This window comes from Prevotella sp. 885 (genome assembly GCF_002265625.1).
Lineage (GTDB): Bacteria > Bacteroidota > Bacteroidia > Bacteroidales > Bacteroidaceae > Prevotella.
On sequence record NZ_NOVE01000037.1, the window covers coordinates 11,219 to 36,571 of the forward strand.

21 protein-coding genes and 4 pseudogenes are annotated in these 25,353 nt (G+C 42.0%); 13 read left to right on the top strand and 12 right to left on the bottom strand.

Annotated features, from left to right (window positions below):
* Nucleotides 1-2: 2 nt before the first annotated feature.
* Together CHL74_RS10725 and CHL74_RS15845 are read right to left on the bottom strand one after the other, a co-directional pair.
* Complete coding sequence (locus tag CHL74_RS10725; RefSeq protein WP_176452237.1) at nucleotides 3-1,601, bottom strand: RNA-binding domain-containing protein; 1,599 nt, start codon at nucleotides 1,599-1,601, stop codon at nucleotides 3-5.
* The gene (locus CHL74_RS15845; RefSeq protein WP_022251786.1) at nucleotides 1,601-1,816 is read right to left on the bottom strand and encodes a helix-turn-helix transcriptional regulator; all 216 of its coding nucleotides are present in this window, start codon (nucleotides 1,814-1,816) and stop codon (nucleotides 1,601-1,603) included. The genes CHL74_RS10725 and CHL74_RS15845 overlap by 1 nt, the downstream gene beginning before the upstream one ends.
* A gap of 394 nt (nucleotides 1,817-2,210) precedes the next feature.
* On the opposite strand from CHL74_RS15845, the pseudogene CHL74_RS10735 reads away from it, so the two are divergent.
* From CHL74_RS10735 to CHL74_RS10795, 13 genes and pseudogenes are all read left to right on the top strand, one after another.
* A pseudogene (locus CHL74_RS10735) lies at nucleotides 2,211-2,300 on the top strand (DUF4134 family protein); the annotation flags it as partial.
* Nucleotides 2,301-2,329: 29 nt separating this feature from the next.
* Nucleotides 2,330-2,632, top strand: coding sequence for a DUF4133 domain-containing protein (locus CHL74_RS10740; protein ID WP_094881150.1), 303 nt, complete (start codon nucleotides 2,330-2,332; stop codon nucleotides 2,630-2,632).
* A gap of 151 nt (nucleotides 2,633-2,783) precedes the next feature.
* A pseudogene (locus CHL74_RS10745) lies at nucleotides 2,784-5,324 on the top strand (TraG family conjugative transposon ATPase); the annotation flags it as partial.
* Between the two features lie 27 nt (nucleotides 5,325-5,351).
* A complete protein-coding gene (locus CHL74_RS10750) occupies nucleotides 5,352-7,913 on the top strand; it encodes a hypothetical protein (RefSeq protein WP_094881152.1) in 2,562 nt (853 codons plus the stop codon).
* On the top strand, nucleotides 7,891-8,634 hold the full coding sequence (locus tag CHL74_RS10755) for a hypothetical protein (protein ID WP_094881168.1): 744 nt from the start codon (nucleotides 7,891-7,893) through the stop codon (nucleotides 8,632-8,634). The genes CHL74_RS10750 and CHL74_RS10755 overlap by 23 nt, the downstream gene beginning before the upstream one ends.
* A gap of 25 nt (nucleotides 8,635-8,659) precedes the next feature.
* Nucleotides 8,660-9,439: a DUF5045 domain-containing protein gene (locus CHL74_RS10760; RefSeq protein ID WP_094881169.1), complete on the top strand. Its 780-nt coding sequence runs from the start codon at nucleotides 8,660-8,662 to the stop codon at nucleotides 9,437-9,439.
* 3 nt (nucleotides 9,440-9,442) lie between these two features.
* Nucleotides 9,443-10,333, top strand: a pseudogene (locus tag CHL74_RS10765) (hypothetical protein); the annotation flags it as partial.
* A gap of 657 nt (nucleotides 10,334-10,990) precedes the next feature.
* Nucleotides 10,991-11,344 carry a helix-turn-helix domain-containing protein gene (locus CHL74_RS10770; protein ID WP_094881170.1) on the top strand — a complete coding sequence of 118 codons (354 nt, stop codon included), beginning with the start codon at nucleotides 10,991-10,993 and terminating at the stop codon, nucleotides 11,342-11,344.
* Nucleotides 11,345-11,837: 493 nt separating this feature from the next.
* Entirely contained in the window at nucleotides 11,838-12,488 is a 651-nt protein-coding gene (locus tag CHL74_RS10775; RefSeq protein ID WP_141241308.1) for a hypothetical protein, read from the top strand.
* A gap of 475 nt (nucleotides 12,489-12,963) precedes the next feature.
* Nucleotides 12,964-13,350: a MobC family plasmid mobilization relaxosome protein gene (locus tag CHL74_RS10780; RefSeq protein ID WP_094881154.1), complete on the top strand. Its 387-nt coding sequence runs from the start codon at nucleotides 12,964-12,966 to the stop codon at nucleotides 13,348-13,350.
* Nucleotides 13,351-13,398: 48 nt separating this feature from the next.
* Nucleotides 13,399-14,589, top strand: a complete 1,191-nt coding sequence (locus CHL74_RS10785) for a relaxase/mobilization nuclease domain-containing protein (RefSeq protein WP_094881155.1) — start codon at nucleotides 13,399-13,401, stop codon at nucleotides 14,587-14,589.
* A gap of 3 nt (nucleotides 14,590-14,592) precedes the next feature.
* Nucleotides 14,593-15,462, top strand: coding sequence for a hypothetical protein (locus CHL74_RS10790; RefSeq protein WP_094881156.1), 870 nt, complete (start codon nucleotides 14,593-14,595; stop codon nucleotides 15,460-15,462).
* 43 nt (nucleotides 15,463-15,505) lie between these two features.
* The gene (locus CHL74_RS10795) at nucleotides 15,506-16,159 is read left to right on the top strand and encodes a ParA family protein (protein WP_094881157.1); all 654 of its coding nucleotides are present in this window, start codon (nucleotides 15,506-15,508) and stop codon (nucleotides 16,157-16,159) included.
* A gap of 96 nt (nucleotides 16,160-16,255) precedes the next feature.
* On the opposite strand, the gene CHL74_RS16580 is transcribed toward CHL74_RS10795, so the two are convergent.
* The 10 genes and pseudogenes from CHL74_RS16580 to CHL74_RS15850 all read right to left on the bottom strand — a co-directional run.
* Nucleotides 16,256-16,528 carry a DUF6140 family protein gene (locus CHL74_RS16580; protein ID WP_094881158.1) on the bottom strand — a complete coding sequence of 91 codons (273 nt, stop codon included), beginning with the start codon at nucleotides 16,526-16,528 and terminating at the stop codon, nucleotides 16,256-16,258.
* 29 nt (nucleotides 16,529-16,557) lie between these two features.
* Nucleotides 16,558-17,187: a SprT-like domain-containing protein gene (locus tag CHL74_RS10805; RefSeq protein WP_141241309.1), complete on the bottom strand. Its 630-nt coding sequence runs from the start codon at nucleotides 17,185-17,187 to the stop codon at nucleotides 16,558-16,560.
* Nucleotides 17,169-18,527 carry a hypothetical protein gene (locus tag CHL74_RS10810; RefSeq protein WP_094881160.1) on the bottom strand — a complete coding sequence of 453 codons (1,359 nt, stop codon included), beginning with the start codon at nucleotides 18,525-18,527 and terminating at the stop codon, nucleotides 17,169-17,171. Before CHL74_RS10810 ends, CHL74_RS10805 begins: the two co-directional genes overlap by 19 nt.
* Nucleotides 18,527-20,116, bottom strand: coding sequence for an AAA family ATPase (locus tag CHL74_RS10815; protein WP_094881161.1), 1,590 nt, complete (start codon nucleotides 20,114-20,116; stop codon nucleotides 18,527-18,529). The genes CHL74_RS10810 and CHL74_RS10815 overlap by 1 nt, the downstream gene beginning before the upstream one ends.
* Nucleotides 20,117-20,123: 7 nt before the next feature.
* Nucleotides 20,124-20,897: a hypothetical protein gene (locus CHL74_RS10820; RefSeq protein ID WP_094881162.1), complete on the bottom strand. Its 774-nt coding sequence runs from the start codon at nucleotides 20,895-20,897 to the stop codon at nucleotides 20,124-20,126.
* Between the two features lie 42 nt (nucleotides 20,898-20,939).
* Nucleotides 20,940-21,449, bottom strand: a complete 510-nt coding sequence (locus CHL74_RS10825; RefSeq protein ID WP_094881163.1) for a hypothetical protein — start codon at nucleotides 21,447-21,449, stop codon at nucleotides 20,940-20,942.
* Nucleotides 21,450-21,532: 83 nt separating this feature from the next.
* Nucleotides 21,533-22,015 carry a hypothetical protein gene (locus CHL74_RS10830; protein WP_141241310.1) on the bottom strand — a complete coding sequence of 161 codons (483 nt, stop codon included), beginning with the start codon at nucleotides 22,013-22,015 and terminating at the stop codon, nucleotides 21,533-21,535.
* 211 nt (nucleotides 22,016-22,226) lie between these two features.
* Nucleotides 22,227-23,000, bottom strand: a pseudogene (locus CHL74_RS10835) (DnaB-like helicase C-terminal domain-containing protein).
* Nucleotides 23,001-23,093: 93 nt separating this feature from the next.
* Entirely contained in the window at nucleotides 23,094-23,615 is a 522-nt protein-coding gene (locus CHL74_RS10845; protein ID WP_094881167.1) for a phospholipase D-like domain-containing protein, read from the bottom strand.
* Nucleotides 23,616-23,638: 23 nt separating this feature from the next.
* On the bottom strand, nucleotides 23,639-25,353 hold a 1,715-nt coding region (locus tag CHL74_RS15850; RefSeq protein WP_176452235.1), incomplete at its 5' end, for a hypothetical protein.

Here is a 25,353-nt window from a genome sequence, read left to right on the forward strand (position 1 = left end):
TCTTATCTTTTGTTTACTTTCTTGTATTTTTGATTACTTGCTGTAGGATTATCTGGATTAGTCATCTGCAAATATCCTGCTGCAACAAGGGAGGTGATGTATTTGGCTATATTTTTTGTATGATAGACAACACCGGCTCTTTCCAAAATTTCCCTACTTGTTCTTGGCACGCTACAGAAGTTTACTATATCCTTCTGTTTATTCGTCAATGGCACTCTTTTAGTGTCATGGTTAGTGTCATGGTAACTATGTATAGTGTCATGGTCTTCGGCAAAAGTGTCATGGTCGGTGGCTAAGTCAGTGTCAGAGTGTCTAAGTCCAGTGTCATGGTCTTCGACTTGGGTACTTTTTTCATGGACTTCGTTACCGACTTGGTTACTTTCTTCTCTCCAAACCGTGATGACAAATTCCTGTGCCTTGTCATTATTCATAAATGTGACATTAACATCTTCATCCAGAGCACGAGTAATGCCGCTACCTACACCAGTGAATGGCAGCAAGTATATAGCATTGTTAAAAAGGAACATATTGCGAGGCATGGAAGTTCCAGCCTTGATGTCATCAATAGTGAGTCCGTTAGGCAATGCACCCGGACTGTGAATCTCAACACGATTGTCGAAAATGAAAATGCGAACAGGAGCTTTCATGTTCAACGAACGGTGTACAAGGCTGTTTACCGTGAACTCAACCAAGCTTGTATAAGGTATTTCCAACTTACCCATACTGTTGAATTCATCTCCTACTTGCACATTATGCAGATTACGAGTGAAGAAATCCATGATCGTGTCATATTGGTGAAGCAGATTTCCCTCCATATCTGCATCATTCACCTTGTCACGGAAAACCTTGCCGCCGATGCTGTTGCCAGCAAAACAGATGCACTTGGCAGTCATCATTGGCATCCAGCGCTGGGTGTATTTGCCAAACAGAAGCATGGCAGCAACGGTCAGTGTACCATCTGGACGGATAAATCGCAGGTTGCGAAGAATCTTCTCACAGTCGTGCCCCTTAGCTATGGCAGAGCATATCATATCAAGTGATGCTTCATTAAAAGCGTCACCTGTCAAGCCTTTCTTTTCCAACACTCTATCAAAACGGTTGCCCAAAAACTGCTTGATGGTCATTGCATCAAGGTCGTTGACAGTTGCATTCCTAACTCCAGCCTCGTCTGGAGCAAAACTACCGCAGTCGGTCATCATTTCTGCAAGTTCAGCATTATCGAACACTTTGCGCTTGTCGGCACCATTCTTCACCCATACGATTCCCTTGTTGTCATGATAAGGCTTGTTGAGTCCTTCCTTCACAGTAGCAACAACCAAGTTGCCATCCTCGACCTCAACAGTATCTATCTTTATCAGAATGGATGGCACTACGTTTTCTGAAGCAATGTCACTCAACAAGTTGGTTGTTTCTTGTACCTCAGAATACGACAAGGCATTGGTTTCTCCGGTCTTATCCTTTATACCAACTACCAACTTGCCACCATGTGAATTACTGAACGCCACTAACTCGCAGGCAATATCATATTTGTCGAGAATGCGTTCCTTGAACTGCACTCCCGACACCTCGCCAGCCTTTATCTGTTTCAATATATCGTTCATCATTCTTTGATACATTCTTTGTTCAACAAATCGTTTACATCCACTTTCAGCAAATCAGAAATCCGTATTAAGGTTTCCAAGTCTGGTTGGCAAGTGTTGGTGCACCATTTAGAAATGGTTGCTTGGTCTTTACCCAACATTTCTGCCAACCACTTGTTTGAGCGCTTGGTTACTGCTAACATTATCTTCAATCTGTTTACATCTTTCTTTGCCATACTATATATATAAAATAGGTAAATACACTTGCAAAAGTACGAAAACAATTTCAGAAAAAGGAACAATAGCCTCAAAATGTTTACGAAACATGCAAATAATTGAGTATTTCGCAATATTATTCCTTTCATTGATAATCATAAAATATGAGCGAAAAAGGTTGTTTTGGAGCTTTTTGAATTACTACAAACACAGAGAGATGACATAAATATCATTTCATTGACCTGCACAATCAAAAGATAAAATCGGAAATTTATCGTTGTTTTCAGTGTTAATTTATGTTTTCTCATGCTTTCATTTTGGGGTTTCTTGTTTTTGTTGTTCCTAATTTGTTTCTTTCGTCATTTTGCTATTTCAATTAGTGTTGATTATCAGCGTGTTACAAACAATCAGTAAGATTTCAAGAAGAAGATCATGATGGTTGTTGGCGCATGTATCTTCCTCGTTGCTGCAGCCCAGGCTCTGCCTTTGTTCTTCGGCCTCTAATCTATCGTTCAAGCATTAAAGAATACATCATGTCAGGAGAAGTAAACGAAAATCAGTATCTAAGCTATCCCATGTTCAAGGGTCTCCAGAAGCCCCTTGAATTTATGGGGTTCCAGGGACGCTACATCACCTGGGCAGCCTGTGCCATTGGTGGAGCCATCCTCGGCTTCATCATAGCATATTGCATCCTCGGCTTTGTGGTTGGTCTTGTGGTTCTTGCTGTTTCCCTCTGTTCGGGAGCTGCTCTCATCTTCTTCAAACAGAAGAAAGGGTTGCATACCAAGAAGGAAGAGCATGGTGTGTTCATCTATGCTTGTTCGCATAGAATGTAATCAAACAAAATTCAAACGTAAACAAATGAGCAAGTGTGTTGAAATCTGAATAGTGTAAATCGGTAGGCTCACCCTCTCGCAAGGATGAGCCTATCTTCATTTGATAAAAGAGCAAATAACAATGATCATATATGTAATCATAGCATTTGTAGCAATACTCATAGGCATGGCTATCTCAGTCTCTGCCTTTGGAACCGGAGGAAAGCGCAAGAAAATCTTTCAGGACATCTACTTCTCTGTTGAGGATGTGGATGGCATTGGCGTGCTCTACACCAAGACTGGCGAATACTCAGCCATCTTGAAGATGGAGAACCCGGTGCAGAAGTACTCTGCCAATATAGACAGCTACTATGAGTTCAATCATCTTGTCACCGCACTTGCCCAGACCCTCGGTGAAGGCTATGCCATTCATAAGCAGGATGTCTTCGTGCGCAAACAGTTCCAAGATGAGAGCAATGACAACCATGAGTTCTTGTCGGAGTCTTACTTCAAGTATTTCAATGGACGTTCCTATACCGATAGCAAGACTTATCTGATTATCACCCAGGAGAATAAGAAAAGCCGAATCTTCTCTTTTGACAGCAAGAAATGGCGTGACTTTGTGGTGAAGATCCGAAAAGTCAAAGACCAGTTGAAGGACTCTGGCGTGGAAGCCTCCTACCTGGACGGAAATACAGCACGTGAATACGTTGACCGCTATTTCTCCATGAACTTCAATGGCAAGGTTGTGTCTATGACCAACTTCAAAGTCGATGAAGAGTCTATCAGCATGGGCAACAAACGATGCAAGGTCTATAGTCTTGTTGATGTTGATTGTATCAGCACGCCATCTATAGTCCGTCCTTTCACCAACATTGAGGTGAACAATGTTTCTATGCCAGTGGATATGGTATCATTGGTTGACTGTATTCCTTCTGCAGATGTAGTAGTGTATAACCAGATGTTCTTTATTCCTAACCAGAAAAGAGAGCTCTCCCTACTCGACAAGAAGAAAAACCGTCATGCCAGTATGCCTAATCCAAGCAACCAGATAGCCGTGGAGGACATCAAGAAGGTGCAGGATGTGATAGCAAGAGAAAACAAACAGTTGGTATATGCTCACTTCAACCTTGTCGTTGGAGTACCTATAGATGCTGATATTCAGAAAAGTACCAACCATCTGGAGAACTCCTTTGGTCGATTGGGCATTCATATCAGCAAAAGAGCCTACAACCAGCTGGAGCTGTTTGTCAACTCATTCCCTGGTAATTGCTACTCCACCAACCCAGAGTATGACCGCTTCCTGACTCTCAGTGATGCAGCCGCCTGTCTCATGTACAAAGAGCGCATTCAACATAGTGAGGAAACCCCGTTGAAGATTTACTATACAGACCGCCAAGGTGTGCCTGTTGCCATCGACATCAGTGGTAAGGAAGGAAAGAACAAGATAACGGATAACTCCAATTTCTTCTGCCTCGGTCCGTCTGGAAGCGGCAAGTCCTTCCACATGAATAGTGTAGTCCGTCAGATGTGGGAACAGAATACCGACGTTGTGATGGTTGATACCGGTAATTCATACGAAGGACTCTGCGAATATGTCGGTGGCAAGTATATCAGCTACACAGACGAGCATCCTATCACTATGAATCCTTTTGCCATCAAGCGTGAGGAGTTGAACATCGAGAAGATAGGCTTCCTGAAAAATCTGGTCATGCTCATCTGGAAAGGAACCCAAGGTGAAGTCACCAAGACGGAAGACCGTCTCATAGAGCAGGTTATCACGGAATACTTCGATGAATACTTCATGAAGAAACAGATAGAGAACCTGTCGTTCAACACATTCTACGAGTACAGTAAAGTCCGTATTCCTCAGATTATAAAGGAGAACAATCTGGCAGGAATAGACTTGGCATCCTACAACTATCTGCTGAAGGACTTCTATAAGGGCGGTAGTCATGAGCTTACACTCAATGAGAACCTTGACACAAAGCTGTTTGATGAGACCTTCATCGTCTTTGAGATTGACTCCATCAAGGATGACCCTCTCCTCTTCCCTCTTGTTACACTTATCATCATGGACGTTTTCATTCAGAAGATGCGTATCAAGAAGAACCGCAAGGTACTTGTCATCGAGGAGGCATGGAAAGCCATAGCTTCGCCAATGATGGCAGAATATATCAAGTATCTCTACAAGACAGCCCGAAAGTTCTGGGCATCGGTGGGTGTGGTTACTCAGGAGATCCAGGACATCGTGGGAAGTCCTATCGTGAAGGAAGCCATCATCAACAACTCTGATGTGGTGATGCTGCTTGACCAAAGCAAGTTCCGTGAACGTTTCGATGAAATCAAGGCAATCCTGGGCTTAACAGATGTGGACTGCAAGAAGATCTTCACCATCAACCGACTTGAAAACAAGGAAGGCAGAAGCTTCTTCCGAGAAGTCTTTATCCGAAGAGGAAGTGTCGGAGGCGTGTTTGGAGTTGAGGAACCTCACGAGTGCTATATGACCTATACCACCGAGCGAGCAGAAAAGGAAGCGCTGAAACTCTACAAGAAAGAGTTGCAATGCGACCATCAGCATGCCATCGAAGCCTATTGCCGAGACTGGGAACTGTCAGGAATTACCAAATCCCTACCATTTGCCCAGAAGGTGAACCAGACTGGTCATGTGCTGAACCTCAAACCCAAGAGGAAATTTGATGAGTATATGTAACAAGTCATAAACGATAATATTCAAACAATGAAACGCTATCTGATAATACTTACTCTCTATCTCTGTGCCGTAGTACCGACGATGGCACAGTACTACAGTGTAAACTATGACAAGCGCACTGTAGAAGCAATGACAGCCGCTTTTGCAACAGAGGCAGCTACTGAGGCGTATTATGCCGAACAGGTAGCTAAGATACGTGAACACTATCAGGCGGCAGAGGTGGCTGCGGCAGGAATCTTCACCTCAAAGTTCCTTGACCGCAAAGCTCTCACCAATTTAGGACTGTGGACAAGTGCCACAGAGAACTACTATTACCGCCGTATCTACAACATGGTGTCGGCCAAGATCATGCCGAAGATATGGACTATAGCTGGAATGATGCTCAAAAGTCCACAGAATGCTCTCTACTGGGGAAGCTATTTATATAAGGTATGTGAAGAGACCAAGACTCTCTGCTATCAGTTTGAGTCAATCGTCACCAACAGCACCCTCTCATTCAAGGATATTGCATTTCTGGAGATCAACCAGGAATTAGCGGCTATTCTGAAACTCTCGGAGTTGGGCAACGTAGATTGGGAAGCGATGTTTGACAACTTTTCCGGGTTCGGTTCCAACTTTACGAAGGAGAATCTGAAGGAAGACATAGACAACCTGTATGCCATGGGAGTCAACCTTGCTTCTGCCGGAGCTGGTAATGCTGTAGGCTCAATCCTTGGCAACAGTAGTTTCAGTGGTACGATGATGGATAAGACAAGCAGCGTCATTGAGATTGCAGAAAATGTGTATGGACTCTACAACAGTCTGTCTGCAAATGCAGGCAATACGCTCTTGCAGTTTGTTGGAGGAAGGGATAGCATTGCAAATCTCTTCTCTTTATCGAACTACAATCTGACCTCTTGGGTAACAGACTATGCCCGTGAAGGAATGGGACAATACTACACCCAGCGATGGTATATCTATAGAGTTGATGCCGGTAATGTGAAGCTGTGCGACTACTATCCACCTACAGACAATGATGCCATCATCAAAGGTGATCACTGGTATCGTATCAGCACAAAGGACAAAAACTATACTCCAACATCGGCAGAAAGAGAAGCTGCATTGAGAAACTCAGAAAGCCATGCTGGATGGTGTCGAAGTGATGTTCAGCAGCATAACAACTCGAATGACGGCTACAATTATAGCATAACCTACTATATGTCAGGCTATATTCTCAGTAAGAAGAAAAGTGGTCAATATGCTAAAGCCTATGCTTACGAGATTCATGTTTCAAAGAGCTGGTATAAAAAGGAAGTTGCTTATGAGGATGTCTTTGATTCCTACACAATGGACATGAACACATTCAAAGCCGGATTGAATGCACGACTGAAAGAACTCAATGATAACGAGAAAGGTTACACCTACTATCTTTCAAGTGATGCAAAGAGATACTATCAGACAACCGATGCCAAGAAGATTGCAGGATGTGAAACTGCAACCATCAGTGTTACCTGCCATGGCGGTACCAAACTTGGTGAAGCGTCAACCCAATACAAGTGTTCGAGTTGTGGAAGTAGCGTAAATGGTCACACCAAGCAGTGTGCCATGGCCACAGGTGTCACTCCTGAAAGTGTCAACACCTCAGAGATTGATTCCAAGATTGCGGAGACAGAGAGGGAAATAGCTTCTCTACAGTCAGAAATCACAAACTTGGAGGCAGAAAATTCGGAACTTCTGAGAAAAATCAAGAATTCAAATGTAAATGATGCTGCGAGGTATCGTAAACAGTACAATGCCAACAAAGACCGCATCACAGCATTGAAGTCTGATAAAAGCACTGCCGAAACAGAACTTGCCCAGTACCAAAAGGCAAAGCAAGAGGCCATTGATGGTGAGAATGCCGTGACAGATGATTATTACCGCATACCTGCCATCATGCAGGATTGCAAGACTGCCTATAATCTCAGTTGGAATGGTTCGGGGGCTTGGGAAGGTAATACTTTCGTTCGTACTGCTTCCATGCCTAATATCAATGGTGTCATCACTTTCAAGGCAACAGTCTCGATAGCAAGAAAGCCCAAGTATTTCATGGGCATCAAGATACACCGTGCCATTGTGCAAATTTCATGGACTCTGACCACGGAATATAGCGATACGCAAGTGGTAGCTGTAGTAAACCTCGACCCGGCTAAGACCGATGAGGAAAAAGCTGCCGAAGTAAATGCTAAACTTGCAGAGATTGCCCGTGACTATCCAGACTGCGATCCAACGGTAGAATATGCAAAGAACAATCTTGTGGAATCAGACAATACGGATGATACCTATCATTTGCTCTGGTCAAGTGACCGCCTGGAGATTGCACGTCAGATAGACAGCCGTCTCACCAAGATATTTGCAGATCTGGTGTCATTGGAGAAGATGATGCACTACAAGCATTCCATCATAGACATTTTAAGGAGTGTCGCTCCCCCACTGAATGACGAGCAAGGCAGAAGACAGACTCTCATTGAACAATGCAGGAAACGATGGTTGCGACATGCAGCCGATAGTGGACATTCAGATAGTTATAACGGAAAATATGAAGACGATGAAGAAGACAACAGTGAATAGCAAGATACTGACAATACTCATTTGTCTGTTGACTCTTTTGCCTTCAGCAGCAAAGGCTCAGGTAGGCTTTGATGCAGTTTCTATCGAGGCCTATATCAAAGACCACAAGCAACAGCGCAGTCTGCTGCTTGTGCGTTCCACCTTGGAGGCAAGCAATAAACTGCTGCATGACTACAGCGGCGATGCCAACATTGGATTCAGGGACATCAACAAGGAACTGGATAAGTACACCAGGGCATTTGATGTGATTGACATTCTGTATCAGTCACTCCGTACCAGTCTCAATGTGTACAGCACCTATGAGAATGTGAGTGACAAAGTCGGTGACTATAGAAAGATGCTCAATGATTTCAGGAAGAAATGCCTGGAAAGAGGAAACATCATGAGTACCGATACGCTGATTATCACCATCAACACCAAGGCTTTGGCTAAGATTGCAGATGAAGGCGACAATCTCTATAGGTCAGTCAGTGATTTGCTGCTATATGCTACTGGAGCTGCGGCATGTTCAACGTCAGATTTGCTTCTCATCATTACGAGCATCAACAACTCGCTCGACAATATCAACAAGCATCTCAACAAGGCATACTTCGAAACATGGAGATATATCCAAGTGAGAATAGGCTATTGGAAAAAGCAGGTGTACCGTGCCAAGAGCAAGGAGGAAATCATAAGCGATGCCTTTGGCAGATGGAGAGGCGCAGGATATTTAGGCTATTAGGATAATAAATAAAAATTCAATGAATATGAAACATTTAATCTCTTCACGGACAGCACTTTGTCTATGTGGCTTGACGTTATGCTTTAACGCATCAGCCCAAGGCTATGTGAGTTACAACCATGATGCAGCCAAGATGAACCAGATTACGGTTCAGGAGATTGGTTCTGGCGGTCTCACTCCAGCATTCTATTATGATGCCTTACACAACAGCTATCAGAAGACTGCAGCAAAAAAGAACAAGCAGTTTTTCAGAACCATGGCCGGAGTCTCTGCATATCAACAGGTGGATGTTGCTGACAGTATCAAAGCATCTCTTACCCAACGAGCAGAAATAGAAGCACTCAACATTGCAGACCGGCAGATTGACATTGCCTGGCTTGCGGAAGGAAACAAGATCAACTCCAAGCTCTCGGACTTTCAGGCGAATATTGACCGAATAGTAAGCGCAGGTGGCTCTGTTTCAGACAAGACACGATGGACAGAATACTACAAGATGTACAAGACAGTCATCAAGGAGATGCAGGATGCCTATATGCCCAATGCCCAGCGCAAACAGCAGTATCTTGCCATCTATGATGACATTACCAAGCAGAATGAGACACTTATCTTCTTTTTAGTCCAACTAAGCAACAAGAGAAAGACCTCCTCCTTGCTTGCTGCACGACTTGAAAGAAGAAACAATGTAGCCAGCCACGCATCATCAGCAATCAGTAGATGGCGTGAAGCAGGCAAAAAGAATGTAGGAAATAACTCTGGAGGCTCAGGAACTGATGACTCCGAAGACAATAACATAGTAAGACAATAAAACATGGCAGATTCAAACATCCTTTCCGATTTCGGTATCAAGATCCTCGAACAGGAGATTGATGATGTGATTTTCCAGACCAACGAGTTCCTTTGTGATGCCACGTTCACAGGCTCACAAGGTCCGTTTTGGTGGATATTGCAGATGTGTATGGCTCTGGCTGCGCTGTTCTCGATAGTCGTAGCTGGCAGTATGGCCTACAAGATGATGGTAAAGCATGAGCCAATAGACATCATGAAGCTATTCAAGCCTCTTGTGGTCAGTGTGATCCTCTGTTGGTGGTACCCACCTGCAGATACCGGCATTACAAACAACGGCAGCAGCTGGTGTGTACTTGACTTTCTCTCCTATATCCCTAACTGCATAGGTTCATACACCCACGACTTGTATGAAGCGGAGTCCGCACAGATTGAGGATAAGTTTGAAGAAGTCCAGGAGCTCATCTATACCCGTGATACTCTTTATAACTCATTACAAGCCCAGGCTGACGTAGCCCATTCTGGCACATCGGATCCAAACCTGATAGAGTCCACCATGGAACAAGCAGGTGTGGATGAAGTGACAAACATGGAAACTGATGCTTCGAAGCTCTGGTTCACATCACTCACAGCTGGTGCGGTGGTAGGCATAGACAAGGTGATTATGCTCATAGCTTTGATTGTCTTCCGTATAGGCTGGTGGGCTACCATCTATTGCCAACAGATACTCCTGGGTATGCTGACGATATTCGGTCCGATACAATGGGCATTCTCTCTCTTGCCAAAATGGGAAGGAGCCTGGGCAAAGTGGCTGATACGTTATCTCACGGTACATTTCTATGGAGCAATGCTATACTTCGTAGGTTTTAGAAATGATGTAACCATCTGTAAATCAATATCGTTTTTGGAGAAGATTGGCTTCACGTAACAAACCTGCACCAAAAATCAGAAAAATAAATCTAAAGAAACTCAAATGTGGTGCAGTTGCCATCTTTACAGTGCAAAGATACAAAAATTCTTTCAAACTCAGTCCACTTCTTCCAATTATTTTTTCTATCCACCTTTCACGATTCTTGAACGGTGGATTTGATACAGGACAGCGCAACTACATCACTATCGATTGATAAGAAATCAAACTCAACAAAATGCACGTTTGAGAATGGTTTATAGTATGATTATTCGCGTAAAATCATACTCGTATCATAAATAGTTTTAATATCAGGCTCACTGCAAGGTCGTTTTATCCGAGTTCGTCAATCTAGGCGTAACTTTGCATCACAAAACGATTCGTGCTATCGTGTTAGCCGATTGCTAATATATAATATAAGATAGGTCAGGACAATGCCTAAACATTTCTTGCTTTTCCATACAACTGGACAATAGTCAAAGAAATAAAGCAAATTCAATTCTTTGGTACCTTTTGCATGTAGAAATGAGACCAAACTAACAAAATTGGTTCGAAAATGGCTAGTTTTGAGGACTAATTTCCTGAAAATGCTCCTACTCATAATAATTTTGCATCGTCATTTCGCGAATGTCACACTTGCTCAAAGGAATTAAATCAATAATGCGTATGTCAGAAAACAAGAAAACCAACGTCCAGAAGGACACAGACCTCCATCAGCAGGTAGAAGAGCTCAAAGAGCGCATGAAAGCTATGGAGAACATCCTTGACAACGGCAAGGAGATTTTAACCGTTGAAGAAGCTGCCAAGTTCATGGGCATCGCTCGCAGTTCTCTCTACAAGATGACCTCAGACCAGTTGATTCCATTCTACCGTCCAAACGGCAAGATGATCTACTTCGAGAAGTCTGAGATTCTCGCTTGGATTCGTCGCAATCGTCAGAGCTCTAAGGCAGAAATCCAAGAGGCTGCTATCATGCATGAGCAGAAGCTTGGTATGAGAAGCGCACAGACAGGCAGATAATTTGTTCTTCCATGGTGAATAAGAATTGTTCTTCCTATATCAATGATATTCGATGTTCAGGTCTGAACACTATCCATTTCATTACGGTGCCATTAACCAAAGGGCTATTCATTTCCCTTTTGTCATTGATACTGGATATAGGAGAACAGTTCTTTCGCCTATCCTTCGCTAATTCCGGTTACTCGGAAGAACAAGTTCTGATTCCGGCACCTGCAAGGCGAGAACGTAAATCAACCAAAGTATGGCAAACAAAAATGATAATACACTTCACTTCGGGAAAGTTCGTGTCGAGCTCTCTCCAGAGGCTTGTGAATACCTTGGTGGGATAACAAATGGGGTAACAATCTGGAATATCTATTCGGAATTACTGAATCAGTTATCCCAAACCAATGGTACTATCGTCAAGCGAGGCATTCAAATCACCCTATCACAGGGAGAACTGGATTGCTCGGTCAACTCTCTATGTAAGCGACTCGGCATAGGACCGAAACCAATGACCAAGGTACTGGACAGATTTGTGGAACTCGGTCTTATCCGTCGCACTCCATCCAAACTGGCATCCATAGCAGATATGGTATCTGTTGTTGGATGGACTGATGAAGATGGCTATCATGAGTTATGCCATTTTGGAGAACAAACGACTGACATAATACAGAGTCCTACGGATGCTGTTAAGGACAATCCTTCTCCCTCTGGTCATAATCCCGATGGCACACCCATTGAGCAACCTGACAAGCAGATATTGCCCGATGAGTGTTCCAACCAGGATGCAGATGAGCAGCATATCAAAGTTGACAATGCTGAGCAGTTCCAATCTGGCAACCTTCAGCAGTCTGACGAGCAGACACCTGATGATTCACCAGACAAGGCTGATAACCCTTCGGAGTCTATCGATGCTCAGGAACCTGACACATCTTCTAATATAGATACGCACGAAACTTCTGATGAATATCCGTCCGTTTCTGAGGACTTGCAGGAGCAAGGAGATTCGTCACCGACAGAGGCACCCCCACTGTCTATGACTGACATCGTAAACCAGATGACTGGAGCCAACCAAGGCTTTGTAATTCCTTCGGTTATCACAGCTCCACCTGTAAGGCAAAAGCCTCACGGCAAGCGTTCAAAAGTCGAAAACCAAGGCTGAAAGCCATGCCGTAAACGGGTAAAAAAAATAGGTAGGTGATTTTTCAAAGCAAGTTAGTGTTTTGAGTACTCAAAACCTACTCATTTTTCACCACCTCTGGCGGTTCGATGAGTCTGACAGCAACGGTCTTACGACCTGCCGAATGACGCTACGCTGCTTCCTATGAGTATTGGCTGTGACTTCAAGATCCATCGCTATGCTTCTGGAACTTTCAGTCACTCCCAGTACTCGTTAGCCAGAGTTGAAAAATCACCTGTAAGCCTTGGTTAAAGCATCCTGCGATATTCCATCATCAAATGATGCCAGAGGGCTTTACACCGATGCCGGAGAGTTATTCATTTGGAGGCTACTGCACAGAACCTATAGAAGGATTGGCAATGCCATACTGCCTATGGATATGGCAGAGCACACGCCATCGATCTGCCTAATGCTGTCAGAACATTGGCGCTATGTTGAACTATAATTTTACAAGAATATGTCAAAACAAAATAGAATAGATACACAGAAGAAAGGCGGTCGCCCTAAACTCGAATTATATCAGAAGCGTCGCCACCAGTTCAAAGTTTCATACAATGACACTGATCTGGAGAAGATGGAAATGGAAGCGAAGAAGCATAACAGAACACCTAAAAAGTGGATGCACGATGCACCACTCCAAAAGACAGATGTGGCATATACGGATGAGGAACAGACTGACTATGTCCGTAAGCTTGCTGGCATGGCAAACAACGTAAACCAGATTGCTCACCAGGCAAATCTTGGAGGTCTGTATTCCCTCGAAGATAAGTGCAAGGAAGTACTGAATCTGATCATCACTTTGATAACCCGAATCTTCAAAGGTGGTGACTTGTCGAAAGCCTAATGGGAGAACAGTCTGGAATAACAAATCAGCAAAACAAATGGGATAACAATGGTTGCAAAGATTGTAAAAGGACAGAACTTCAAAGGTGCCATTGATTACATCACTGACATCTACGGCAAGGACAAACAAAAGAAGGGTGCGCGTCTGATTTATCATTCTTCGGGAATACCGCCCAATGTGGATAACAGAACGATGGCTATGCTTATGGATTCGTATGCCCGAAAGGGAGATCATAATCTTGGGGAGCCAGTACGACACTTCATCCTGTCTTTTTCCAGATGGGACAGTCCAAAGCTGACAGACGAATTGATGACCAGGATATGGCTTGAGTTCTTAACCCGAATGGGCTACAAGGACACAGAGAATGTCCTTGCTCGTCATAAGTCAGCAAAGAATCCTCACATGCACGGCTTAACCACTCGTGTTGATTCTAACGGCAACGTAGTTAGCGACTCTTTTGAAGAAGGACGTGCCGCTCGTGTAGCACTTGAACTTACTCAGAAATATGGTCTTCACATATCGTCAGGAAAGGTAGATGTCAGCCGTGACAGGCTTCGTGGTAAGGATAAGGCAAAGTACAAAATCTATGATGCCATCTGTGCTGCAAAGGAAAAGACTGAAACCTGGAAAGGCTTTGAGAATGAACTTGCAAAGGATGACATCAAGATGAAACTCCATGTCAACAATGTGACCGGAAAGATTCTCGGTGTTTCATTTAGCACAGACGGATTCAGTTTCAGCGGAAGACAGATTGACAAGTCTATGACTCTGACAAAACTCTCTGAGAAGTACGGCGATTTTATTGAGATCGTTCATGAAAACGTCCGTGAGCACTACGAGGAGAAGCGTGAAGCCTACCTGCATCGCTTGCCTATGAGCGAGTATTTCACTGCTCTTCGCACCACTAAGACGTTCGATGACATTTATCCTAATGGAGTGCCAAAACTCAAATTGCCTAGTGTCAGAACGGCTATCGGTGATTCAATGTACGACAAGTTGGTTGACCAAGGCGACCTCATTCCATCCAAGGATGGCAATTCTGACTTCGTACCTCTGGCAGTACTGCTATTCGTCATTCTTACCCCATATCAGCCTCAGTTGTCTGTTGGTGGTGGAGGTGGAGGTCAGTCAAGTGGCTGGGGTAAGAAGGATGATGACGATGAACGCTGGAAGTTCAAGTTCAACATGAGCGTTCTACATTCCAAGTCTAAGAAACCACAGTATAAACCAAAGCGATAAATTATGGCTAAGAAAAAAGAACAGGAACCCCAATCTGAGGGTGCTGTTATCATCGAGCAGGTTAGTCAGATCAACCAGACGATACAGGCACAAGGCAGCAGCAATCGCACTCGCCATAATGCCGTCATGAACGGTCTTGCCTCGTTAGGACTGTATTTTGGCATGACCATCAATGATGATGGCACTGTAGATGAATACAATAAAGATGCGCTGAAGGTAACTTTCAATCAAGAAGGTTATAAGACTATGGCAGAATCCATTCTTGCCAGAATGCCAAAGCCTGCGCCTCCAAAGGTAGTTCCAGCCACGGTTGATGATAGCGTTCATTACAAGAACAATGACTATCTAATGGAGCACCTGCTTATTCGTTGGATGAATTGGAAAGGTGATCGCTACAAAGAGGAGAAGGAAGAAATTCTTGCTATCGTCAAGGAACACATAAGGACAATTATTCTCGAGCACTACGAGCAGGAAGCCAAGAAGAAAAAGAGAAAGTCTTCATGGCGTAAGACTAAGCGTAGATTTGTGAAGTTCTACAGTGGATATGTCTCAAACAAGATCAAACACATGATAGCCTTCACTGTTGCCATCATGGGTGTTGTCTTCGGTGTTGCTGCTTATGTCGCAGTGGATGCGTATAAGGCTAAACTCGATGATGAGTTTTTCGAGTACAGAACCATTCGCCCTTTCCTCGTTGCAGACAAGGATTACTTTACGACCATAGAGAACCTGAAGGAACTCATTCGTCGGGAGGACAAGCAGCACCTTCGTAATGCTTACGATTCCGTTGCCTTCGAGAAGTACATGAAGAAGGAATGGGAGAAGCGTCAGCATCAGGAGGCTGAAAAGAAGAGATTAGAGAATCAGAAGTGATCGTTATATCTTTATTTATTAACAATTTAACAACTTTAAGACAATGCAAAACAAAATCATTGTAACGGTTGGACTTAAGGGTGGCGGAGGTAAAAGTACCGTGTGTGCTAACCTCGCTATGCACCTTGTTGACAAGGGCATCCCTGTTATTGTCTATGATGCGGACATCCAGCAGACGCTTGTCCGTCATCGTCAGCGTGAACTGGCAGAGCATCCTGATGCAGAACTGCCATATCAGTTATTGCCTTTCAGCACAGCCAATGCTGACGAGGTGAAGTCAAACATGCAGAAGTTGAAGGAGGTTCCGGCAGTTATCCTCATTGATTGCCCTGGCAACATCAATGATGCTTGCCTTCAGCACATCTACGCTGCTGCTGATTTAGCCGTGGTACCAACTCGCTATGACTTCGACAATCTCGACACGACAATCCTCTTTGCAGATTTGTTCGTTCAGATTAGTAAAGCTAAGATGCTGTTCATTCCTAATTGCATCAGTGAGATTGAGTTGCGACGCCCTGAGATTCAGGATGCTCGCAACAAAGCCAAAGACCTTCTTGAAGTTTATGGCGATATTACACCTCGTATCAAGCAATGCGTTACTGTGAAGTGCTACAGTACCATCTTCCAACATGACAAGTATCAGCGTAATGCGGTGAAGTTTGCTTTTGAGAAGATTATTGACGAAATACAGGTGTAATCATAGCATACTTTGGGAGCTAAACCTGATCTTCAAACATTAGAACCGTCTGGCTATAGGCTTAATCGCTTATAACCAGACTGCTTGTCAGTTTAACTATCCAATTCTTTCACAGTTGAAATAGGAATAGTTCATGTGGCTGGGATCAACATCTATGCCGTACTTACTCATAAAGAGCTGTGCCAACATAGGATGTTCACGAGTCAATCCGAGAGGATTTGACGTTGACATAGTGCTCGTCTCGACGAACATACCTCTTTCAAGCTTCTGACGCTTGTTTTTACATGCAGCATTAGTGCTGTTCTTGACTGAAATTTTCCAAAGTGCCATAGTTTTCAAATTTTTAAACGATGCAAATTTAGCTGGCATGTATGCCGAATCAGGGCATACAATCAAGTTTATTGCATTATATAGTCCAAATAGAAGTATTTTATGCCCATTTCCAAATCCATTCTTGTACTTTGAGCCTTAGAATCCTCACCCAAGAGAATACTAAGGTAGTTCCAGAAAGACTGTCGGTGATGATGATATTTGAGATGAGCCATTTCGTGCAAGATTACGCTATCCGTATAACTTTCAGGCATCAAGAGAATCTTAGGAGAAAGCTCAATCCTTCCATCATGAAAACATCGGCCTAATGTTTTACCTCTTAAGAGTTTTACAGAAACACTCTTAGCCTTTAACCCTTTCTGCTGTTCCCAGTAATGCAATCTATCGGGTAAGACCTTTTCTGCGATTGATATTATACATTCTTTGAGCTTAATACGCAGCCAATGTTGTAATAGCCTATTGCCCCAGCTTGTACGATCGGAGTATATGACATCTAAATTTCTCCCATCAAACTGCGTAATTACAGAACATACTCCTGATCTGAAATACATATCTCGTCCAGGACATGGGAACCTTGATTCTGACAACAATGTGTCATAATCAACCTGATGACAGGTGAGCCGAAAGTATTTTGAACAGATGCGAGTATTGGCATTTATTATAAATCTACCTTTTGCGCTCATATCTTCATCTTCCACATTTTATCTAATATAGACTGGTATCTATTAGGCCACGAGCCAATCTGTAGCCCATAGAATCTTGTTCCTTTATCGTGTTCAGCTCGCATTCTGGCTTTTGTTGTTGACTTAGGCAATGGAAACTCAAAGTCACTTATTATCAAAACGTCAGCCATACAGAAATCCTTCTTCTGCAACGCATCCAGTGCGCTGTTTAACATTTCCTCTCCATCTGTTCCACCGCTAAACCCTTCTTCAAGGAATTTATTCAGTTTGCGCCAGTTTGCAGGATTTGTCAATTCCAATGCTCTGGAACGTACAGAGAATGTAATAACAAAGCACTTGCGTTTCTTCTTCTTTGCTAATCGAAGGAGCTGGATCAATAATGAATGAGCAACTTCTTCAGGTTTGCCGCTCATTGACCCACTTGTGTCTATACTGACAATAATCGGTCCCATTTCCAAACGAGGCTTCGTTTGATGCTGCTGAATCTGCTTGTCCTGACTCTTTAATGGTGGTCTGTTCGCGAATATCTGTAATTGTTTCCCAGCAAACTTTTTGTAGAACAAAGTTTCTGTTTCCTGGTCAGATAGTATTGCCGTTTCTATTGGCATCATGTGAGCAACGTCATCCCCGATGGAAATCTGTTCAATTTCTACGGTCTTTGCTGGAGTCGATAGCAATATAGGAATATATTTATATGTAATATCATCTTTCTCATCCTTACGTTGTGGTTGTTCTCGACCGATGATTTTTACTATTTCCTGCAGTGCAGGGTATCGATAGTATGTGTTATCTATTTTCTTTCGGCGTTTATAGTCTGATAGCCCCCATTCTTTAATATGCCTTTCCCATGATTGAGCATTCTTCTCCAGTATTTTCTTTTCCCTTGCGTCTTTTCTGGAGTCACTTGCCTTCATCCAGTCTTCACATAGAGCATCTATTACATCCTGAACATTGTTTTCTTTGAACTGTTCGACATATCCTGCGATATTCACATCCGTTGGTTCATAGTTTTTGCTGACATACTCATAGACTGATGGCCAAAGCTCACGCTGCTTATCCAAATCTGCATTTTTGTAACGTCCAATATAAGCTTGCTCCTTTTTGTGAGCTTCTTCTACAGGCACGAATGCAGATAGCATTGCCGACAGGAATGCCAGCAAGTCATCTTTCAGCACCTCCATCCATAATGGATCCTGACTATCCAGCTGAGGATTTGAATCTATGACGGATTTAAGATAGGCTCCAAGAATATCACCTTTTTCGATACTCTTAGGCATTTCTCCGCAATCCATATAGAAGTCAAATGCCTCATTATATGTTGCCAGACGATTATCTATGTACTCCTGGTTAGTCATTAGCGAATGAGCAGTTTTGTATTCTTTATCTTTATTTCAAGTTCTCCAATCTCCTTTTCTGTCTTGGATAATTGTCGCATTATAAGTTTCTTATCGTCAGACGACACAAAAATATTGGTACTATTGGCGAATAATGACTGTAATTCAGCGAAGTCTTTCTTTATTGATTCGCATTCCTCAAAGATGATCTCTGTACTTGTAAACGAAGAGGTTTGTTGTTCCTGACCTTTTGCTCCAAATCGGCTTTTCCTTTTGAAGGCGTATGGGATGCTATCAACAATAATACCTCCGTTACACTTTTGAAGTTTCAACTTTGTAAGTTTACCATTCGACATTTTGTAGTCGAAAGGAGCACCGGTATAGATTGCATGAATCATCCAACAGTTGTTCCTATCGTCAAAATAGAGGATGCCATCAGTTGTTTTCTTTGTGTCAACATGATTGTAATCTGCTTTTGAGAAAAGGCATCTCCCCTTGTTGAATCCATCGACTGTGTAATAAAAGTAATTTGTCACTGCGAACTCATCATCATCTTCGGTGATTGGAACCCTTCCCTGTGGCATGTTTGCAGAGAGTTGGGCTATGAGTTTGTCTAATGCAGTTTTGTTTTCAGCAATGCGAACGTCGATCCCTGATGTTATGGCAGAGGGTACAATCTCCAGAACCTTCGATATTGTTTGAGTCTTGTTCCACAGACAATGTATCAATAGCAAACAATCTGTTATGTCGATACTATCTCTATCGTTTAACCACGCTGAAGCTTGCATCAAATGGAACACCTTCTTCCAGCGTCTATCGGATATGTAATAATCCATTGGAGAGAAATCTTCGCTTTTCATTTCCTCCTTGATGGCTTTACGAATAGCAGTGATGACATGACAAACATCATCAGGTATGACAATATCTGATATGGAAGATTGCCATGAATGATACAACTCCTCTGTGATTAGGAGTGACGGCGGTATGATAGGGTCGCTATTGCTTTTCTCCCTTACCATCTTGTAGAAGGTCGTTTCACTTGAAATACAGTTGGAAACGATGCGAACAAGAAAACGATCCCACAAAGCTTCAAGTCCTTCATCTTCCGCTGGCAACTCATTGCTGGCAGCAATTAAAGCCTTCATGGGAAGCTTCAGTGTATCAGAACCATTCTTGAAGATACGTTCATTGATGGCTGTAAGCAAGGCATTCTGAATAGAAGGTCCGGCTTTCCAAATTTCATCAAGAAAGACAATCTCTGCATCTGGCAAATAACCATCCACCAAACGCTCATATCTATCCTCGTTTTTGAGTTTGGATATAGACACAGGACCAAATATCTCGTCTGGAGTAGAGAAACGAGACATCAGGTATTCAAATGCCTTTGCGTCTTTGAATACCAATTTTAATCTTCGTGCCACCATACTTTTAGCGGTTCCTGGAGGTCCGAGCAGGAACACACTTTCACCAGCAATGGCTGCAAGTAGTGCCATACTCATTATATGCTGTTTCTCGTATATGCCATCGGTCATATACTTTATCAAGCTTGAAGCGTGGTCTTTGACAGACAACGTATCACAGAATAGTGAAGGTTCTTTTTTCTTGCCCATCTTACAGTTAGTCTAAAAAGTCACACGAGTCCCAATCTGGATCATCATATTCATGTCCATCTGGATATGTAGAATAGTCATATTCCAAGTTGATCTCGACATTAAAGTTGCGAACCCATAACAAATCGAATATAGAGAAACCGACATGTTCATATAGGTTATGGAAAGCATAAACCAGATGCATGTCAGCGCTAAACTCTCTATCAAGATGCTCATTCCAGTTGTTCGTCCCGTTCTCTTCGGGTTCATCATCAAGATACAGCACATAGTTTTCTGAAGGAGCCTCACTCTCAATATTATATTTGATTGAACTTTCAACTCCATCTTCATACAACGGCATGTAACAATCATAAGTGCCATTAAGAATACACCACATTTTTTTTGCTCTATTGCTCTGAACAGGATGTATTAGGGGATAGTCATAGCCGAGATAGCATTTCCCTTGTGCAAATATCTCACCAGAAAAGCCTGCGCTCTTAACTGCCTCCATCATTTTGATAGTTCTATCCCTTGTGTCTAACAGTTGCTTTTTAAGAGCCTCGTTAAAGTCCGTCAAGAGCTGTTTGTTCTCTTCATCCAAAACAAAGAGACTGTTCAATAAATTTTTCCTGACTTCCAAAAGACTCCGAATGGCAATAGTATCAGTATCAGTATCAGCATCACCACTACGCCAGTTATTCTTGCTTTTATCAAACAACAGAAGTATCTGTTGCTCGATTTCCTTGATAGCAGGAGTGTTAAACACCTCTTGTACAGTCATATTATGTTGTATTATATCCATAGACAGGTCATTGAATTTATTGATAATCAGATTGCTCTTTGCCTAGTTTTCTTCACTCAATTCAAGGATTGACCTAACTAGTTCAAATACATACCCAAAGCAAGGCTCATAACTATCTGCGTCATCATCAGGTTCGCAGCCTAATAGCTCCAACAGATGAAAGCTGACAGCTTCAATATCCGATTTCCTTAAAAGCTCGCTTATCAGGTAAGATTGAAGCTCTGGGATATAATCAAACTTAGGACATTCTTTCAGATAGTCAAAAATCTTTGCGTACTCTATTTCTTCTTCTTTGTGCGAGCATTCATACCAGCATCTCCTTCCGCACAACAACAGCTCAAATCTCTTGTTCTCTATTTTTGAGAATACTTGTCGAGCATGTGTGGTTACATTTAACTGTTCTATTTGATTTTCCCTGTTATAGCCAATGACCACATCACTTTCGGCATGATAGCCAATGATTTCACTCATATCACGGTAGTCAATGAAACATGAATTAGAATCTGTTTCAATGATATAACCGTCAACACCTTTTATTATTTCTTTGATCATACTTAAACTATTTGTTATGTGCAAAGTTACGGATGCGGTGTGCCGATTTTGGGCACAGGCTTGCTAAATTTGGAATATTGGGCTCATTTATGTGAGTAATTAAAGAGCATTGCGACTCGGAGAAGGTCTGATTCTTCCACCTGCTTGATGCCCCAAACAACCTGAGTGTCACTTTCGAATGTAGAGATCAAGTTATTAAAGAAAGGCATTTCTTCCATCAGAAGAGGAGTAGATTTACCAATGAATATGAATAGCATGATGTTGTTTATTGAGCCATCATATCCTGCAATCTCCTTCTTAATGGAAGTTATCACTTCCTCCATGCGGTTTGAAGAATTGATGTCCGTCGTAGCTTCTATTGCCGTTACTGGACCTCCTTCGCAGAAGAGGTTAACAAAATCAGAGTCATCGACGTTAATGATATTCTTCCCAGTGATAATTTCATTATATAGTTGAAGACATTTTTCGTAATTTTCCTTGTCAGACTTTTGGTATGAGTCATTATCGATAAGGGTTGCCCTCCAGCTATTGAGAAAAGCTATAAATCTGCTATTTGTAGTGTCCATATAAAACCCCATTTCTTGTTATCAATCAGTAAAAAAATCAAAATGCCCATGAGTATGTAGGCAATTGTGCCAACTTTCTGCCCTTGGCCATCCTTTATCGCTACCAACTTCGATGTAGCAGAACATACAGATTGTCGTTAGAGCAACGCTGATAAAGTATGCTTTCAAACAACGCAGCATTATATATTTCCAGTTTCTTTTCATATTCTTGTTATATCAGTCTAGGAATGGATTTATCGAATATAAAGGTCTCTTTAGCGATGAAGTCTTTTCCGTTGTAACGATGTAGCTCAATAGTATTGCTAACATCACAACCTCGCTCGTCCTCAAACACATTGTAGTATGATGGACGATACAGTGTCCAGGTATGTTCTATAACATCATCAAATGATTCAAACAAGGAAACGTCATCTGGCACAGGTACGTTGGAACCATTAGTTAGATTCCTTCTACACTGTGATGCGAGAACAATGATTAAATGAAGTTCTTTTGAGATAGCCTTCAAGGTTTGACATATATAACGGATATTTTCTTGGCGGGATGTTCCTTTGGTTGTATTGAGGAGCTGCAGGTAATCAATCAGCACAAACTTTACACCATGTTCTTGAACCAAGGTATAGAGTTTTCTTTTCAACTCCTCAACATCTATAGCTGGTGTATCATCTATATATAGGGGCTTTTCGCATATATCAGCCACGCTGTCATCAACTTATTTGTTGTCGAATATGTCCCAAAAGTCATCGGAAGCAATATCTTCGCGTGATACTCCTAATACAATCTGCAAAATTCTTCTAACAAAGACTTCTTTTGCCATCTCCGGGCAGAACACAACAGTTGGAATGTCGTTATCAAGAAAAAGAATCTTTGCTAACGAAGCAAGAAACGTTGATTTGCCAATAGCAGGTCGCGCTCCCAACACAATCAAGTCATCATTGTATTTGTCAATGACTTGACTCATAATAAAATCATCAAATTTACGTTGCATATTTGTAGAGTTTACAATTGTGAGTGCAAAAATAAATGCGACCTATGCCGAATCGCTGCACAGGTCGCAAGTATTTTTCAAAAACGCCGAAATTTATCTGATTGTCTTTATCGGATCACCGCAATATTCCTTTCTTTTACACTTCTTACATTCGATGCCACACCATACTTTATCAAACTCATCCATCGCTGCTTCTACAATTGATGGCTCATCCGTAAGTATGCCAGCTTCAAAGTTTCGACGGTTGGGAGCTTTCATGCCCATGCCTGCACCGGTAAGATTTGCACTTCCGATATAGCAGACATTCGTATCTATTACAATTATCTTAAAGTGTACACGAGGGCACATAAAGCGTTCCATGCCGTCAAACAGCCGTGGGTAACGATCAAAGTCATCACGAAAGTTCTGTCCAGGTTCTTTTGCATGTAGCATACGAATCTCAACGCCTTTCCCGATTAAATCAGACAGTACACCAAGGAATGGCTTTTCAGTCTTTCCTTGGATGACATATAGGTCTTTGATGTCAGCTGTACCTATCCAAAGTGAATGTTTCGCCTTTGATGCCAGGAGCAGGACGTCTTCATAGTGTTCTTTGTCTGATATAAATTTAACCATGCTTAAATTTGGATTATGAAAGTCTAATCATTATTAGCTTCATTACATATAACAATCAATCTTTCGATTTCTTTCACCAGTTCTCCGCTATCGATATGATTGTATTTGTTGTTGTAAGCATACCACCAATCACTTGAAGATTTGTTGTAGGATTCTAATCCTTCAATGTTTTCAATTTTTGTTTTTATCTCTTGAATGATTTGTGTACCAGGAGCCTTGCGTATTCCAATTTCAAAATCGCGAGGTTTTCCATCATTTTGATCTGCTATCCAACAAATACAAGGGTACAAGTTTCCTACAACAACTCCAACGCTGATCCATTGACGACACCAATCTTGATCACGGGTTATTTCAAATTCCATATCGTTTCCAGCAACGAGATATGCTTTTGCGTTTGGCACCTGTTCACATATCGCGTTGAACAGTTGTTTTCGTTGTGAAACTGTCGATGACAATGGAATACCCTCTACAGCAGGAGCAATCATTTCATATACACGTTCGTATATTTTTATTAAACGTGCAAAAGAGGACGATGCGTATTTGTAGCTTTGCTCAGCATTATACGTTATTTGATAATCAGTTAACTCTTTGACTATAGGGTCAAATAGTAAGCTTTCTGCGTTACTTTCATATTCTTCGTAATCTGAAGTGCTATCACTCTTGCTTCTATTGCTTTCAAATGATATGGCTGCTATATTACCTATTGAATTTAGCCAGAACTGATCATATTCACGATATTCACCTTGTCTGTTATTTATTCGGTTTTGTGCTATAATATGGTCAAAATCCCAAGGACGGTTATAGCTTTCCCACATATCTTGACGAGCAGGATCATAATTTGAGAAATGTGAATTTATGTATTCTCGTTCCGCATAAATAAGCATTTCACTAGGAACATCTACCCAATAGCCATCTCTCAATCTCCAGAAAAATTCCCACCATGGACCAGCTTGTTGTGAATAAACTTTCCACTTTGGTGATTTTTCTATTCTAAAGAACTGACTAACTTCTGTTGGTGAATAAATATGTAAAAGGTTGCAATCGTGCATACTGCGACCAATACCTGTTTTGACTACTTCAATATTGATATTCCTTTCCCTGCTAGTTCTAACCATAATTTCTTTAATTACGGCATTCGCATTATTGCTCCACCATCGAATGGTAAAAGCAATAGCTCTAACTTCAAAATCTGTAAGGTGAAAGGATCCTGGTCTTTCTATTGACAGTTTTGCCCAATACATAAGTAGCAGATATAGTTCCGAGCATTTATGAGCAATCAAGGTTCTAAGAATAGAAGGTGTTCTTAGGTTCCCTTCGTCCGTAACACCTATCCATCTGTCAACAGTATTGAGTATCTGTTTAAGGTTCCCACCAGTATATAGCTTAGATATTTCATCCTTTTTGTCTTGTTCAGTTGAAAGACTTCTTATTTGTTTTAAGCTTATTGAATCTTGCAATTTTTCAGCCCAACAATTTGTTAAACTTAGTCGGAATGATAACATTGCCAACCTTGCTGGGGCCATATAACGGCTTGCTAATTCGTCATTTATATCTCGTATTTCAGGCCAATATGCTTTGATAGATGAATATGCAAGGTCTTCATTTGAGATACGAGTTCCATTAACATTTATTCTCTCAAAAAGTATTTCCAAATTAGGTTTATCTTCTGTGTTTTGCTTTGCCTCTTCATCAAGAACTTCTAACGAGAGATGGTTACAATGAACTTGATATTTTTTTA

Excerpts from the sequence above, each read along its gene's own strand:
- CHL74_RS10780 (WP_094881154.1), top strand. The coding sequence starts at position 12,964 with ATGTCAAAACAAAATAGAATAGATACACAGAAGAAAGGCGGTCGCCCT.
- CHL74_RS10770 (WP_094881170.1), top strand. The coding sequence starts at position 10,991 with ATGTCAGAAAACAAGAAAACCAACGTCCAGAAGGACACAGACCTCCAT.
- CHL74_RS10820 (WP_094881162.1), bottom strand. The coding sequence starts at position 20,897 with ATGGATATAATACAACATAATATGACTGTACAAGAGGTGTTTAACACT.
- CHL74_RS10825 (WP_094881163.1), bottom strand. The coding sequence starts at position 21,449 with ATGATCAAAGAAATAATAAAAGGTGTTGACGGTTATATCATTGAAACA.
- CHL74_RS10815 (WP_094881161.1), bottom strand. The coding sequence starts at position 20,116 with ATGGGCAAGAAAAAAGAACCTTCACTATTCTGTGATACGTTGTCTGTC.
- CHL74_RS10725 (WP_176452237.1), bottom strand. The coding sequence starts at position 1,601 with ATGAACGATATATTGAAACAGATAAAGGCTGGCGAGGTGTCGGGAGTG.
- CHL74_RS10775 (WP_141241308.1), top strand. The coding sequence starts at position 11,838 with ATGACCAAGGTACTGGACAGATTTGTGGAACTCGGTCTTATCCGTCGC.
- CHL74_RS10785 (WP_094881155.1), top strand. The coding sequence starts at position 13,399 with ATGGTTGCAAAGATTGTAAAAGGACAGAACTTCAAAGGTGCCATTGAT.
- CHL74_RS10845 (WP_094881167.1), bottom strand. The coding sequence starts at position 23,615 with ATGGTTAAATTTATATCAGACAAAGAACACTATGAAGACGTCCTGCTC.
- CHL74_RS10760 (WP_094881169.1), top strand. The coding sequence starts at position 8,660 with ATGAAACATTTAATCTCTTCACGGACAGCACTTTGTCTATGTGGCTTG.
- CHL74_RS10830 (WP_141241310.1), bottom strand. The coding sequence starts at position 22,015 with ATGGACACTACAAATAGCAGATTTATAGCTTTTCTCAATAGCTGGAGG.
- CHL74_RS15845 (WP_022251786.1), bottom strand. The coding sequence starts at position 1,816 with ATGGCAAAGAAAGATGTAAACAGATTGAAGATAATGTTAGCAGTAACC.
- CHL74_RS10795 (WP_094881157.1), top strand. The coding sequence starts at position 15,506 with ATGCAAAACAAAATCATTGTAACGGTTGGACTTAAGGGTGGCGGAGGT.
- CHL74_RS10790 (WP_094881156.1), top strand. The coding sequence starts at position 14,593 with ATGGCTAAGAAAAAAGAACAGGAACCCCAATCTGAGGGTGCTGTTATC.
- CHL74_RS10740 (WP_094881150.1), top strand. The coding sequence starts at position 2,330 with ATGTCAGGAGAAGTAAACGAAAATCAGTATCTAAGCTATCCCATGTTC.
- CHL74_RS10750 (WP_094881152.1), top strand. The coding sequence starts at position 5,352 with ATGAAACGCTATCTGATAATACTTACTCTCTATCTCTGTGCCGTAGTA.
- CHL74_RS10755 (WP_094881168.1), top strand. The coding sequence starts at position 7,891 with ATGAAGAAGACAACAGTGAATAGCAAGATACTGACAATACTCATTTGT.
- CHL74_RS16580 (WP_094881158.1), bottom strand. The coding sequence starts at position 16,528 with ATGCCAGCTAAATTTGCATCGTTTAAAAATTTGAAAACTATGGCACTT.
- CHL74_RS10810 (WP_094881160.1), bottom strand. The coding sequence starts at position 18,527 with ATGACTAACCAGGAGTACATAGATAATCGTCTGGCAACATATAATGAG.